Origin of the sequence: Acidovorax sp., assembly GCF_046339755.1 — a bacterium.
Classification (GTDB): Bacteria; Pseudomonadota; Gammaproteobacteria; order Burkholderiales; family Burkholderiaceae_C; genus Acidovorax.
Genome location: NZ_JBKDTZ010000183.1, coordinates 1 through 14,555 on the forward strand (window position 1 = coordinate 1; position 14,555 = coordinate 14,555).

At 66.9% G+C, this 14,555-nt stretch carries 13 protein-coding genes; all 13 read right to left on the reverse strand.

The features are described 5' to 3' along the window. Positions 1-103: 103 nt before the first annotated feature. Positions 104-883 carry an enoyl-CoA hydratase gene (locus tag ACK59X_RS14895; RefSeq protein WP_409958275.1) on the reverse strand — a complete coding sequence of 260 codons (780 nt, stop codon included), beginning with the start codon at positions 881-883 and terminating at the stop codon, positions 104-106. Between the two features lie 99 nt (positions 884-982). Continuing rightward, positions 983-1,825, reverse strand: coding sequence for an acyl-CoA thioesterase (locus ACK59X_RS14900; RefSeq protein ID WP_409958277.1), 843 nt, complete (start codon positions 1,823-1,825; stop codon positions 983-985). 28 nt (positions 1,826-1,853) lie between these two features. After that, positions 1,854-2,747 carry an alpha/beta fold hydrolase gene (locus tag ACK59X_RS14905; protein WP_409958279.1) on the reverse strand — a complete coding sequence of 298 codons (894 nt, stop codon included), beginning with the start codon at positions 2,745-2,747 and terminating at the stop codon, positions 1,854-1,856. Between the two features lie 197 nt (positions 2,748-2,944). Next, positions 2,945-4,144: an acetyl-CoA C-acyltransferase gene (locus tag ACK59X_RS14910; RefSeq protein WP_409958281.1), complete on the reverse strand. Its 1,200-nt coding sequence runs from the start codon at positions 4,142-4,144 to the stop codon at positions 2,945-2,947. A 14-nt stretch (positions 4,145-4,158) separates the two neighbouring features. Continuing rightward, positions 4,159-4,674 carry a DUF4442 domain-containing protein gene (locus ACK59X_RS14915; RefSeq protein ID WP_409958283.1) on the reverse strand — a complete coding sequence of 172 codons (516 nt, stop codon included), beginning with the start codon at positions 4,672-4,674 and terminating at the stop codon, positions 4,159-4,161. Positions 4,675-4,694: 20 nt separating this feature from the next. Then, positions 4,695-7,118, reverse strand: a complete 2,424-nt coding sequence (locus ACK59X_RS14920; RefSeq protein WP_409958285.1) for a 3-hydroxyacyl-CoA dehydrogenase NAD-binding domain-containing protein — start codon at positions 7,116-7,118, stop codon at positions 4,695-4,697. 89 nt (positions 7,119-7,207) lie between these two features. Then, positions 7,208-7,654: a DUF2147 domain-containing protein gene (locus tag ACK59X_RS14925; protein ID WP_409958287.1), complete on the reverse strand. Its 447-nt coding sequence runs from the start codon at positions 7,652-7,654 to the stop codon at positions 7,208-7,210. A 52-nt stretch (positions 7,655-7,706) separates the two neighbouring features. After that, a complete protein-coding gene (locus tag ACK59X_RS14930; RefSeq protein WP_409958289.1) occupies positions 7,707-9,503 on the reverse strand; it encodes an acyl-CoA dehydrogenase C-terminal domain-containing protein in 1,797 nt (598 codons plus the stop codon). 4 nt (positions 9,504-9,507) lie between these two features. Next, entirely contained in the window at positions 9,508-10,242 is a 735-nt protein-coding gene (locus ACK59X_RS14935; RefSeq protein ID WP_409958291.1) for a TetR/AcrR family transcriptional regulator, read from the reverse strand. 188 nt (positions 10,243-10,430) lie between these two features. Continuing rightward, a complete protein-coding gene (gene slmA / locus ACK59X_RS14940) occupies positions 10,431-11,093 on the reverse strand; it encodes a nucleoid occlusion factor SlmA (RefSeq protein ID WP_409958293.1) in 663 nt (220 codons plus the stop codon). 182 nt (positions 11,094-11,275) lie between these two features. Next, positions 11,276-12,727 carry a sensor histidine kinase gene (locus ACK59X_RS14945; protein WP_409958295.1) on the reverse strand — a complete coding sequence of 484 codons (1,452 nt, stop codon included), beginning with the start codon at positions 12,725-12,727 and terminating at the stop codon, positions 11,276-11,278. 80 nt (positions 12,728-12,807) lie between these two features. Further along, a complete protein-coding gene (locus tag ACK59X_RS14950; RefSeq protein WP_184858658.1) occupies positions 12,808-13,500 on the reverse strand; it encodes a response regulator transcription factor in 693 nt (230 codons plus the stop codon). Between the two features lie 13 nt (positions 13,501-13,513). Then, complete coding sequence (gene argB / locus ACK59X_RS14955; RefSeq protein ID WP_409958297.1) at positions 13,514-14,404, reverse strand: acetylglutamate kinase; 891 nt, start codon at positions 14,402-14,404, stop codon at positions 13,514-13,516. Positions 14,405-14,555 lie beyond the last annotated feature (151 nt).

Sequence of the window (14,555 nt, forward strand, 5' to 3'; positions counted from 1 at the left end):
GTGACTTTCTCTTGGCGACGCAAGAGAAAGTTACTGCGCCGCCGGGCGCACATCCCGGCCTCCGCCCTTCAACAAAGAAGAGAAGCAACCACCATCAAAAAAATCAAACCTTGCTGAAGTCAGGCTTGCGCTTCTCCATGAACGCAGAAAACGCCTCGCGCGCAGCCGGCTCCCGCAGCATGCGCCCAAAGCTCGCCCCCTCCTCGCCCATGCGCTCCAGCACCGGCTGCGTCTGCCCCTTCTTCATCAAGCGCTTGGTCTCGATCAACGCAGACAAGGGCTTCGCGGCCAGCTTCTTCGCCTGCGCCTGCGCCACGCCGTTGCACTCGGTGGGCGGCACCACGCGGTTCACCAGACCCACCTCCAAAGCGGCCTCGGCCATGAAGGGCTCGCCCAGCAGCAGGGCCTCGGCCGCGCGGTGGTAGCCCATCATCTGCGGCACCAGCAGGCTGGACGCTGCCTCGGGGCACAGGCCCAGGTTCACGAAGGGCATGGAGAACGCTGCGTTGTCGCCCGCGTAGACCAGGTCGCAATGGAACAGCATGGTCGTGCCGATGCCCACGGCCGGACCGCAGACGGACGCGATGATGGGCTTGGGAAACGCGGCGATGCCGTGCAGAAAGCGGAACACCGGCGAATCCTGCGTGGCCGGCGGGTGCTGCAGAAAATCGCCGATGTCGTTGCCGGCGCTGAAGATCGCCACATCGCCCTGGAACACCACCACGCGCACTGCAGCGTCCGCCCCGGCGGCAACCAATGCATCGGCCATGGCGGCGTACATGGTGGTGGTGATGGAATTCTTCTTGTCCACCCGGTTGAAGGTGATGGTGGTGATACCGGCCTCGGTATGGACCAGGATGTCTTGGGTGGTGGCGTCGGTCATGGTGGTTGGATGTGGGTGGGTTGGATGGCTTGCGAATGGCAGGCGGTCAATGTCGAGGACAACGGGCGAGGATAACCAGCACCCGCGCCGCCGCAGGGTTCATTCCTTGTAGTAGACGATCTGGTGGCTCGTGGCCAGCATGGTGCCGGCCTCGTTCCACAACTGGGCGGTCTGGTCGAAAAAGCCGTTGCGGAATTCCTGGCCGCGTGCCTGGCCCAGCAGGTGGCCGATGCCGGTGGCTTTCAGTTGCTCGGCGCTGGCATGGAAGTACACGGTGATGGAGACCGTGCCGGCGGGCACGCGGCGTGCGCGACGCAGCCAGACCCGTGGGTAGAACACGTCGGCAAGGGCCGCGAGCGACAGGAAATCCAGCGGCCGTGGTGGTGCATCGCGCATCCACAGCTGCGTGGTGCTGTGGTCGCCACTGCCGTCCCAGGTGTTAGGGATGGGCCCCTTCAGCGGGCGCATTTCATAGCGGTTGATCCACTCCACCCCCTGCCGGGAGATGGGCTCCAGGTCAGCGGCCGGCGTCACCTCGGGCATGGGCAGATCGCCCACGCTCCAGGTCTCGCGGCGCACCGCCGTCACCGCCGTGCCGGTGGTGGTGACCACGGGTGCGCCTTCGGCATCGGGCTGCAGGATGGACAGCGTCCAATGCTGGGTGGAGCGGTTGGTGCGCACCGGCACGGCCTGGATGGTGAACGTGCCCTCCACCAGTGCCCCCGCATAGTTGACCGTGAGCGACAGCGGGTCGCCCAGCCGGTCCGGGTGCAGCAGGATGGCCTGCAGCAGGGTGGCCGCCGTGGCACCGCCGAACGGGCCGACCATGTTCCAGTAGCCCGGATGGGTCTTGCCCTGGTACTGGCCGGGCGCACCGGCCACGGGCTCCAGTTGCAGGGCCTCGTCCAGGGGGTGGGAAGCTGTCGCAGAAGTCTTCGTCATGGCGTGGAGTGTGCCGCGGGTCGGCCGTCTAAGCCGTCATGCCGGTGACTGTCGCAGTCCTGTCACCCTGGCCCAGCCCGGCAAGCGCCTCCACAGCCCGTGGCCACAGGCTCTGCTGGAACTGGTCCCGGAAAAAGCCAAAATGCCCGATGCGGCGCACCTGCACGTCGGCCGGGGTGATGCGCTCCACGCGGCGCTCGGTGTTGGCGTACAGGTTCACCAGGTTGTGCGTGCCGCGCAGGGTCATGAGCTCGTCGTCGCTCATCGACAGCGCCAGCACCGGAAAGCGCACCGCGCCATAGCTTTGCGCCGCCGCCGCACCCTCGGCGCCCACGCTGTAGGTGGGGGAGAGGCACCAGCGGCGCCACTGCAGGATCACACCGGCAGGCAGGTCCCCCACCTTCTTGAGCTTGCGTCCGGGAAAGTAACCGCACAGCCGTGTCGCCAGCGGCACCAGCACCCACCAGAAATACGGCACCATGCGCTTGAGCCGGGGCGCGTTGTCACGCCAGTACCCGCTGCCCGCGGCAATGCTCAGCAGCCCATCGACCTGCGCCGGATTGCGCAGGAGCCCTGGCAGTTGCGCCCCCAGGCTTTGACCCAGCAGGTACAGCGGCTGCGCCGGCAACGCGGCCTTGGCGCTCGTGATGACGGCCTCGTAGTCCCGCGCCCAGTCGAACAGATCCGCCTTCACGGCCCGCATCGGCCCCTGCAGCGAATCCCCGTGCCCGCGGTAATCGAACGTCGTGACCCGAAACCCCTGCTGCGCCAGCCAGCGCGCAAACACCTCGTAGAACGCCTGCCGCACCCCCATGGCCCCGCCGATGACGACACTGGCGCGCGCAGCGCCAGCCCCGCCTTCGGGCTCGTACACGCGCAGCGCCAGTTGGACACCATCTACCTGCAAAGTCTGCTTATCCATGTTCGTCTCCTGTAAAAGCCGATCTGTGCCGGTTAGATGGAAAACACGTCAACTCTTTGGGCTTCAATACCCCGCCCTCAAGGGCGTAGCGAGCGGGATGAGCTGCTAGGCGGACGGAGCACAGGAACCGGAACGTACTTCCTGTACGTGAGGATTCCGAGCACCGCCCAACGACGCAGATCGCCCGCTCGATAGCCTTACACAGCCTCGAAGATGCCGGCGGCTCCCTGGCCCATGCCTACGCACATCGTGACCATGCCGTACTTGAGCTTGTTGCGCTTGAGCGCATGCACCACCGTGGCAGAACGGATGGCACCCGTGGCACCCAGCGGATGCCCCAGCGCAATCGCGCCGCCCATGGGGTTGACCTTGGAAGGATCCATCCCCAGCGTGTTCATCACCGCCAGCGACTGCGCGGCAAAGGCCTCGTTCAGCTCGAACCAGTCGATGTCCTGCTGGTTCAGGCCCGCATAGCGCAGGGCCGCGGGGATCGCCTCGATGGGGCCGATGCCCATGATGTGCGGCGGCACACCCTTGGATGCATAGCTCACGAAGCGCGCCAGCGGCGTCAGGCCGAAGCGCTTGACGGCGGCCTCGCTGGCCAGGATCAGCGCGCCCGCGCCATCGCTGGTCTGCGAGCTGTTGCCGGCCGTGACGGAGCCGCGCGCGGCGAACACCGTCTTGAGCTTGGCCAGGCCTTCGTGCGTGGTGTCGGGGCGGGCGCCTTCGTCCTGGCTCACGGTGCGGCTGTTGGCAATCGACTCGCCGGTTTCCAGGTTGGCCGTGCGGTCGGTCACCTCGATGGGCGTGATCTCATCGGCAAAGTAGCCGGCCTGCTGGGCGGCCAGGGCCTTCTGGTGCGACTGCAGCGCGAACTGGTCCTGCGCATCGCGGCTGACTTTCCACTGCTGCGCCACCTTCTCGGCCGTGAGGCCCATGCCGTAGGCAATGCCTACATCGCCTTCGCGCTCGAAGATCGAGGGCGACAGCGAGGGCGAGTTGCCCATCATGGGCACCATGCTCATGCTTTCCACCCCGGCGGCGATCATCACGTCGGCTTCGCCCACGCGGATGCGGTCGGCCGCCATCTGCACGGCCGACAGGCCCGATGCGCAGAAGCGGTTGACGGTGATACCGCCCACGCTGGTGGGCAGGCCGGCCAGCACGGCGCCGATGCGCGCCACGTTCAGACCCTGCTGGGCTTCGGGAATCGCGCAGCCGCAGATGATGTCCTCGATGGCCTTGGGATCGAGGCCGGGCGCTGCGGCCAGCGCGGCCTTGAGCGTGGTCGCCAGCAGGTCGTCGGGCCGGGTGTTGCGGAAGAAGCCGCGGTGCGAGCGCCCGATGGGCGTGCGCGTGGCAGCAACGATGTAGGCTTCCTGGACTTGTTTGGCCATGGTGGTGAACTCCTTCAATTCTTGGCGGGGCGACTGGCTGGAACCCAGGCCCACGTAAATGCACATTCGACCGGCTCGATGCCAGCCTCATCGGTCACGCTGACGGTGACCTGAACCTCGCCCTTGTCGCTGGCCTGCATGGCCGCGCGCTGCTCGGCGCTGAGCACGGCCACGGCCTTGAGGCCGCCCGTGGCGCGCTTGCGAAAGGCCATGCTGAACTCCTTGGCCAGCGGCGTGCAGTCGTCGCGCACGTTCATGCCCACGACCATGCCGGTGGCCGTTTCGGCCAGCAGGTTCATGGCCGAGGCATGCACGCCGCCGATGTGGTTCTGCACGCGTCGCTCGTTGGCCAGGTGCACCTCGACCCGCTCGGGCGTGAGCGACACGAACTTCACACCGGCCGTGCCCGTGAAGGGCACGGCGCGGCGCAGGATGATGTTCTGCACGAAGCCGCGCATGAAGGCCGGGGCTTCGTCCAGCCGCATCAGCGAGCGCTGCAGCTTGTTCGGCGGGCGGGTGGTTTCGCTCATGGTGGACAGCAAAGGCTCTGTCAGTTGCGCACCGGCTTGCCGGTAGACAGCATGCCCAGGATGCGCTCCTGCGTCTTGGGGTGCTCGATAAGGGCGCAGAACGCCTTGCGCTCCAGCGTCATCAGGTACTCCTCGCTCACCAGGGTGCCGGCATCCACGTCACCGCCACAAACCACCTCGGCGATCAGGCCGGCGATGTGGAAGTCGTGCTGGCTGATGAAGCCGCCGTCGCGCATGTTGACCAGCGAGCCCTTGATGGTGGCGATGCCGCTGCGCCCAGCCACCGGGATCACACGCTTGGCCGGCGCACGCCAGCCGCCCTTGGCCAGGGACCTGGCTTCGTTGATGGCCACGTAGAGCAGTTCGTCCTTGTGCGGCACGATCACGTCGCTCTCCAGCACGTAGCCGAGCTTGCGCGATTCGAGTGCGCTGGTGCCCACCTTGGCCATCGCAGCCGCGGTGAAGCCTTCGGTCAGGAAGGGCAGGATGTCCTTGCCCGTGGAGGTGGCGGCGTTCTCGGCAGCGCGGCGGGCGATGTAGGTCAGGCCGCCGGCGCCGGGCACCAGGCCCACGCCGACTTCCACCAGGCCGATATAGCTTTCCATGTGCACCACGCGGCGCGCCGAGTGCACGGCCAGCTCGCAGCCGCCGCCCAGGGCCAGGCCGCGCACGGCGGCCACCACCGGCACGTTGGCGTAGCGGATGCGCAGCATGGTGTTCTGCAGTTCGGCCTCGGCGCCCTCGATGGCGCTCACACCGGCCACCATGAAGGCGGGCAGCATGGCCTGCAGGTCGGCACCGGCGCTGAAGGGCTCGTCGCCCGACCAGATCACCATGCCCTCGTAGTCCTTCTCGGCCAGGTCCACGGCCAGCGTGAGGCCTTCGGCCACGTCGGGGCTGATGGCGTGCATCTTGGTCTTGATGCTGGCGATCACGACGCCGGAGCCGGGCGCACGGTCCGCGCCCTCCAGCGTCCATACGCGGATGGAGTCGTCCTCGTGCAGCGTGGTGCCGGCGGTGGTGAATTCGGGCAGCGACGTCTCGCCCAGCAGCTTCTCGGGGAAGTGCTGGCGCTCGTACACCGGCAGCGCGCGGCGTGCGATGAACTTCTGAGCCGATGCGCTCCATGAGCCCTGGGCGGTGTGCACGCCACCGGCCTCGGCCACGGGGCCCTTGAACACCCACTCGGGCAGCGGTGCCTTGGACAGGGCCTTGCCGGCGTCGATGTCCTCCTGGATCATCTTCGCCACGTCGAGCCAGCCGGCTTCCTGCCAGAGCTCGAAGGGGCCTTGCTTCATGCCGAAGCCCCAGCGCATGGCCTGGTCCACGTCACGCGCGTTGTCGGCAATGGTGCCCAGGTGCACGGCGGCATAGTGAAAGCTGTTGCGCAGGATGGCCCAGAGGAAGCGGCCTTGCGCGCCTTCGGCGTTGCGCAGCAGGCGCAGGCGCTCGGCGGCGGGCTTCTTGAGCATGCGGCCGTACACCTCGTCGGCCTTCTGGCCGCCGGGCACGTACTCTTCGCTCTCCAGGTCGAAGCGCAGCACGTCGCGGCCGACCTTCTTGTAGAAGCCAGCCTTGGCCTTCTGACCCAGATTGCCGAGTTCCAGCAGCTTCTTGAGCACGGCGGGCGTGCCGAAGCTGGCGTAGAACGGGTCGCTGTTCTCGTCGAGGTTGTCCTGCAGCGTCTTGATGACGTGGGCCATGGTGTCAAGGCCCACCACGTCGGCGGTGCGGAAAGTGCCGCTCGATGCGCGGCCGAGCTTCTTGCCCGTGAGGTCGTCCACCACGTCGAAGGAGAGGCCGAAGTTCTCGACTTCCTTCATGGTGGCCAGCATGCCGGCAATGCCCACGCGGTTGGCCACGAAGTTGGGCGTGTCGTGCGCACGCACCACACCCTTGCCCAGGCCGCTGGTGACAAAAGCCTCGAGCTGGTCGAGCACCTCGGGCGAAGTGGTGGGCGTGTTGATCAGCTCCACCAGCACCATGTAGCGCGGCGGGTTGAAGAAGTGGATGCCGCAAAAGCGCGGCTTGATGCTCTCGGGCAGCGCCTCGGACAGCTTGGTGATCGAAAGGCCCGAGGTGTTCGACGCCACGATGGCGTGTGGTGCGACGAAAGGCGCGATCTTCTTGTACAGGTCGAGCTTCCAGTCCATGCGCTCGGCGATGGCCTCGATGATGAGGTCGCAGTCGCGCAGCTGCTCCAGGTGCTCTTCGTAGTTGGCCTGGCCGATCAGGGCGGCGTCGTCCGCCACGCCCAGGGGCGAAGGCTTGAGCTTCTTGAGGCCTTCCACGGCCTTGGTGACGATGCCGTTCTTCGGGCCTTCCTTGGCCGGCAGGTCGAACAGCACCACGGGCACCTTGACGTTGACCAGGTGCGCCGCGATCTGCGCACCCATCACGCCCGCGCCGAGAACGGCGACTTTCTTCACTTGGAATCTTGACATCGGTATTTCTCCAGAAGGACGACGGCGGCGCAGCGCCCTGCCCTCGTTGTTGCCCGCACCGGGCGTGGCCGGTGCAGGCGGTTGTCTTGTTACTGCACCCGCACCCAGGTCTGCGTGCGGCCGAAGGGGCCGATGGAGCCGCGCACCTCCAGCTTCTTGCCACCCTCGATGGGCGTCATGCGCAGGGTGTAGTTGCGGCCGTTCTCAGGGTCGAGGATCTTGCCGCCTTCCCACACGTCCTTGCCTTCGGCTTTCTTGGCACCGCGGATCAGCTCCAACCCCACCAGCGGCTTGCCCTTGCGGTCATCGCTGCATTCGCCGCACACCTCGTCGGGCTTGGCGTCCTTGGCCAGGCGCTTTTCGAGCACGCCGTTCAAGGCACCGCCACCCGCATCGCGGATGCGGATCTCGGCCTTGGCTTCGCCGGTCTTGTCGTCGATGTTGCGCCACAGGCCTTCGGGCGTCATCTGCGCCCAGGCCGGTGCCGCGGCGGCGGCAAGCAAAAGAACGACTGCGGTGGTTGCTGCTTTGACCATGGTGGTGGCTGCTCCGTGGCTGAAGGTTCGGGATCCGCTGGCGGGGTGCCGATCAGGCCCGGGCCAGATCGGTTGCCAGAAGCACCTTGCTGCCGGCACGAGCCGTGCGCATCAGCGTCGCCGTCTCGGGGAAGAGCTTGGCGAAGTAGAAGCGCGCGGTCTGCAGCTTGGCCTGGTAGAACGGGTCGGTGTTGCCGGCAGCAATCTCGCGCAGGGCCACCTGGGCCATGCGGGCGAACAGGTAGCCGAACACCAAGTGGCCGGCCACGCGCAGGTAGTCGACGGCGGCGGCGCCCACTTCGTCAGGGTTCTGCAGGCCCTTGAAACCGATCTCGGTGGTGAACTTGGTCATCTGGTCGGCCAGGTAGGCGACCGGGTTGATGAACTCGGCCATCTTCTCGTTCACGCCTTCTTCTTCCACCAGCTTGGCCACCAGCTTGCCGAACTTCTTGAGCGAGGCGCCGTTGTTGCCCAGGATCTTGCGGCCCAGCAGGTCCAGCGACTGCACGGTGTTCGTGCCTTCGTAGATCATGTTGATGCGGTTGTCGCGCACGTACTGCTCCATGCCCCATTCCTTGATGAAGCCATGGCCGCCGAAGACCTGCATGCACGCGTTGGTGGCGATGTGGCCGTTGTCGGTGATGAAGGCCTTGACGATGGGAGTCAGCAGGGCCACGAGTTCTTCGGAGTCCTTGCGAACCTTTTCGTCGGCGTGGCCGTGGGCCTTGTCCAGCAGCAGTGTGCAGAAGATCTGCAGCGCGCGGCCGCCTTCGGCGTAGGCCTTGGCCGTGAGCAGCATCTTGCGCACGTCGGGGTGCACGATGATGGGGTCGGCTTCCTTGTCCTTGGCCTTGGTGCCAGACAGGCTGCGCATCTGGATGCGGTCCTTGGCGTAGGCCAGGGCGTTCTGGTAGGCCACTTCGGTCAGGCCCAGGGACTGGTTGCCCACGCCCAGGCGCGCGGCGTTCATCATCACGAACATGGCGGCCAGGCCCTTGTGCGGCTGGCCCACCAGGGTGCCGACGGCGCCGTCGATGGCGATCTGCGCCGTCGCGTTGCCGTGGATGCCCATCTTGTGCTCCAGGCCCGTGCAGTAGATGGGGTTGCGCTCACCCAGGGAGCCGTCAGCCTGGATGTTGAACTTGGGCACGACGAACAGGCTGATGCCCTTGCTGCCCTTGGGTGCGTCAGGCAGGCGTGCCAGCACCAGGTGGACGATGTTGGCCGCCATGTCGTGCTCGCCGGCCGAGATGAAAATCTTGTTGCCGGTGATCTTGTAGTTGCCGCAGCCCCGGGGCTCGGCCTTGGTGCGCAGCAGGACCAGGTCGGTGCCGCAGTGGGGTTCGGTCAGGCACATGGTGCCGGGCCACTCGCCTCTGGTGAGCTTGGGCAGGTCCAGTGCCTTCTGCTCTTCGGTGCCATGCGCATGCAGGGCTTCGTAGGCACCGTGCGACAGGCCGGGGTACATGGTCCAGGCCTGATTGGCCGAGTTCATCATCTCGTACAGGCACTGGTTGAGTACGAAGGGCAGGCCCTGGCCGCCGTAGGCGGGGTCGCAGGAGAGCGCCGCCCAGCCACCTTCGACGTACTTGGCGTAGGCGTCCTTGAAGCCCTTAGGGGTCTTCACTTCGTGGGTCGCCTTGTCCAGCACGCAGCCTTCGGTGTCGCCGCTGATGTTGAGCGGGAAGGTGACCTCGGCCGCGAACTTGCCAGCCTCTTCGATCACGGCATTGATGGTGTCCACATCCACCTCGGCATGGGCCGGCAGGGCCTTGAGTTCATCGCTGACCTTGAGCACTTCGTGCATGACGAATTGCATGTCGCGCAGGGGCGGCGTATAGCTGGGCATGGGGTTACTCCTTGGGGATGGTGGTTTGGTTGGAAACTTTGCGGCGTGCAGCAGCGGGTGCGGCTGGTGCCACCGGGGTGCCTGGTGCGCTGTAGCGCGCCAGGATGTTCTGGAAGCCCGTGACGGAGCGCGCCATGGAGCCGGGGGTGCGCAGGAAGCGCGCCTCGTAGTGCAGTGCGAGGATCAGGCCGTGGATCTCGAAGAGCATCTGGTCGGCATTGGTGTCGGCCAGCAACTCGCCGCACTCCTTGCATTGCTCGATGGCGCGGCGCATGGCGGACAGCCAGGTGAGGACCGAGCTGGCCAGCGCGTCGCGCACAGGGCCGTTGCGGTCATCGAACTCGACCGCGCCGCTGATGTAGATGCAGCCCGAGTCGATTTCGATCGAGGTGCGCTTCATCCAGTTGTCGAACAGCGCGCTCAGGCGTGCCACGCCGCGCGGGGCCGCCATGGCGGGATAGAAGACCTCCTGCTCGAAGCGGGTGTGGTATTCGCGGATCACGGAGATCTGCAGTTCCTCGCGCGAGCCGAAATGGGCGAACACACCCGACTTGCTCATGCCCGTGACGTCGGCGAGGGCCCCGATGGACAGGCCTTCGAGCCCGATGTGCGTGGCAAGGCCCAGCGCCGCCTCGACGATGACCGCCTTGGTCTGCTGGCCTTTTTGCAGGGCGCGGCCGGTGCCGCTGCGCGCGCGCGGTATGCGGGTGACCGGGGTAGAGTCGGAGGTGGCGGGCATGCGTGCAAATAAAAACGAACGTTCGTACTATTCTGCAGCAAATTTGCCCTGCCACCAAAGGCCTCTCCAAAAATAGGGAGACCGTACCAAAACTTTGTTGCACGGCGGCGACCCGCGGTGCGTGGGCCCGGCCGCCCATGGCGCAAGGGAGCCGGCAGACCGGCCCTAATCCGGGGGCAAAGCCGCTCTCAGAGCATCAAGGCCAGGCTGGCGTCCAGGTGCTCGCTGGGCATGCGGCGAAAGCCCGAGCGCGCATAGCGCTGCAGGCGCCCCAGTGCAAACGCCGTGAGCACGCTGGCGGCCACCTGGGCGTCCACGGTCGGAGTGGCCGAGTCCGGGTTGGCCGGTCGCAGGCACTGGCGCAGCGTGGACTCGATGCGGTCGAAGAACTGGTTCATGCGCTGCTGCAGGCGCTCGTGCTCGAACACCAGGGCATCGCCGACCATCACCCGCACCATGCCGGGATTGCGCTCGCCGAACTGCAGCAGCACGGCGACGATGCGGGCGGCCTGGCGCCGGCTCACGTCAGCGGGCTGGTCCGGATCGGGGACCTCGCGGCCCGTGATCTGCTGCACCAGGGCGAAAACGGACTGTTCGATGAAGTCAATCAGCCCCTCGAACATCTGCGCCTTGCTGGCGAAGTGGCGGTAGAGCGCTGCCTCGCTCACCGACAGGCGCGATGCCAGGGCCGCCGTGGTGATGCGTTCGGCCCCCGGCTGCTCCAGCATCGTGGCCAGCATCTGCAGGATCTGCACCCGGCGCTCTCCGGGCTTGGGCCGCTTGCGTGCTGTGGAAGATTCCTCGGCATCGGCAGTGCTGGCTGGCTCGGTGGGCTGTGAAAGATCGGACATGCGCAAAGATGGTGTGAAGGCACGCAGGCCCCGCAAGGGCCCCGGCGCCCGGAGGCCCGTGGTTCCTGCCTCAGTGGCCGGTCTGCCGCAAACGGCAGGCCTCCGTCCAGCGGCAGGGCGTAAATCATGTGTGGAAATGATTCTCGCACAGCCCCCGGGGGTGGTCAGGCAAGCAGGTGGCGCTACAGCGGAAACACCACAGTCACCATCAGGCCGCGGCCCTGCGCTCCCGTACCCAAGGTCAACGAAGCGCGGTGCACGCGCGCGATCTCGTCGGCAATCGCCAGGCCCAGGCCCGTGCCCTCCCCCACCGTGCCCGGCACCCGGTAAAAGCGCTGCATCACCCGGGTGCGCTCGGCATCGGGCACCCCGGGGCCATCGTCTTCGACCTGCAGGAACACGCGCGGCGGCCCGCTCTTGCCCTGGCGCATACCGCAGCGGATGGTGACGATGCCCGAGGGCGGGGTGTATTTGATGGCGTTGTCCACCAGGTTGGACAACAGCTCGCGCAGCAGCCAGCCGTGGCCCGTGACGTGCACGGGCTGCACCTCGATCCCCAGATCCAGCCCTTTACCGGTCGCAGGGTCGAGAAAGGTCTCGAGCAGGGTCTCGCACAGGTCCTTGAGGTCCACGCGCTGCGGCTGCTGGGCATCGAGGCTGCGCGCATCGGCGCGCGACAGGGCGAGCAGCTGGTGCGCCAACTGCGACGTGCGGCGGGTGGCATTGCGCAGCTTCTCGATCTGGTCCACGCCCAGCACGATGGCGCCCTGCGTGCGCCCGTCGGTAGACACGGGGCCCTTCTTGTCCGGGCCGGGCTGCGACTGCCGCTGCGGTGCCGCCGCCTTGGCCATCATGGCCCAGGCCTCAACCTGGGCCTGCAGGCCCGCCAGGGGCGTGCGCAGCTGGTGCGCCGCGTCGGCGACAAAGCGGCGCTGCCCTTCGGCCTGGGCGTTGACCAGGGCGAACAGGCGGTTGAGCGAATGCACCAGGGGGCGTACTTCGGAGGGTGAGGCTGCCTCGTCGATCGGGCTCAGATCGCGCGGTGAGCGGTGCTCCACGGCCTCGGCCAGGTCCACCAGCGGCTTGAAGGCCTGGCGCACGGCCCAGTGGATGGCCAGCGCGGCCGCCGCCACCAGCACCAGGTTGGGCAGCAGCACCCGCAGCAGCAGCTGTTGCGCCCACTGCTGGCGCGGATCCGATCCATCGGCCAGGGCCACCACCATCTCGCCCGCGCCCGTGCGACCCTTTTGCACCGCCACCCGGTAGGTCACGCCACCGTACTCCACACTGTGGAATTCAGGGGCCTGGGTGGTGGGCACGGCGCTGTGCACCCAGTCGTCGCCCAGCAGCAGCTTGCCCGAAGGGTCGCGCACGCTGTAGCCCGAAAAGCCGGCGTTCTGCCGCAGAAAATCCTCCAGCGGCGGCGCCAGCAGCAGCAAGGGCGGATCGTTGTCGCTGATGGCTGGGGCGAGCACCGAGTCGGACAGTGCCGGAAGCAGGCGCAGCAGGCGCTGGTCGTGCTGGCCGGCGGCCTCGTCGGCCGAGCGGTAGTCCAGCCAGACGCCGATGGTGGCCAGCACGCACAGGGGCAACACCAGCAGCAGCAGCAGCCGATTGCGCAGATCGGACGTCATGGCACGCAGTCCGGGCCGTCGCGCAGGAGGGATCCGGGTTTCCATGGTCGGGGCCGCGAGGAGGAAAAATGAGGAAGGTTTCAGCCCGCCTGGAGTTCCAGCCGGTAACCAAACCCCCGGATCGAGCGCAAGGCCACGCCATGCGGCTCCAGCTTGCCGCGCAGGCGGGAGACATACACCTCGACCGCGTTGGGGGTGATCTCCTTGTCCCAGCCGGTGAGGGCCTGCAGCAGCTTGTCCTTGCTGGCGGGCTTGGGCGCGTTGATGAGCAGGTACTCGAGCACCGTCCATTCGCGCGGGCCCAGCTCGATCACCTGTTCGCTGCCGTCGGCGCGAACGCTGGCGCGCCGGCCGGCGGTATCGAGCTCCAGCGGCCCGAAGCTGAGCACGGCCGTGGTGGCGGCCTGCGAGCGGCGCAGCAGAGCGCGCAGGCGGGCCAGCAACTCGGGCAGCTCGAAGGGCTTGACCATGTAGTCGTCGGCCCCCAGGTCCAGGCCCTGCACCCGGTCGTGCAGGGCGTCGCGCGCCGTCAGGATCAGCACCGGCATCGAGGGGCTGGCCATGTCCGGGCGGCGCAGGCGCCGCGTGAGTTCGAGCCCATCCATCGCGGGCAGGCCGATGTCGATGATGGCGGCATCGAAGGATTCGACGCGAAGCACCTCTTCGGCGCGCTCGCCGCTGCCGACCCAATCGACTGCGTAGCCGGCATCGGACAGCCCCAGCTTGATGCCGCTGGCCACCATCACGTCGTCTTCGACCAGCAGCAGTCTCATTCCATCACCAGATTCAGTGGCTGCGGATCATCGTGCCGTAGGCCTGATCGGTCAGTATCTCAAGCAGCATGGCATGCGGCACGCGGCCGTCGATGATGTGCACCGCATGCACGCCGGCCTTGGCGGCGTCCAGCGCGCCGGCGATCTTGGGCAGCATGCCGCCCGAGATGGTGCCGTCGGCGAACAGCGCGTCGATCTCGCGCGCCGACAGATCGGTGAGCAGCTTGCCCTGCTTGTCCAGCACGCCGGGGGTGTTGGTCAGGAGCATCAGCTTCTCGGCCTGGAGCACGGTGGCCAGCTTGCTGGCGACCACGTCGGCATTGATGTTGTAGCTCTCGTTGTTCTCGCCGAAGCCGATGGGGCTGATGACGGGGATGAAGGCATCGTCCTGCAGCGCCTTGACCACGCTCGGGTCGATGGAAAGGATATCCCCCACCTGGCCCACGTCGTGCTCGACGCTCGGGTCCTTGGAATCCACCAGCTTGAGCTTCTGCGCCCGGATCATGCCGCCATCGCGCCCGGTCAGGCCCACGGCCTTGCCGCCGGCCTGGTTGATCAGGCCCACGATGTCCTGCTGCACTTCGCCCGCGAGCACCCACTCCACCACTTCCATGGTTTCGGCGTCGGTCACGCGCATGCCCTGCACGAACTCGCCCTTCTTGCCCAGGCGGTTCAGGGCGGTCTCGATCTGCGGGCCACCGCCGTGCACCACCACGGGGTTCATGCCCACGAGCTTGAGCAGCACCACGTCTTCGGCAAAGTCGGCCTGCAGGGCCGGGTCCGTCATGGCGTTGCCGCCGTACTTGATGACCATGGTCTTGCCATGGAACTTGCGGATATAGGGCAGCGCCTGGGCCAGAATTTCAGCCTTGTCGCGGGGCGCAATCGAGAGAAGATCGGTCATGGGGCGTGCCATCTGTTGAAAACGAGGATGCGCAAATTGTGCCGCATTCGCGGGCCGGTCCTGCAAGCAGTACCCGTGCATTCCGTTATCCATTGCACGGCCCACTGTTCACGCCCGCAAAAACTGGTGCGCCCCGTACCAGCGCTCCAGC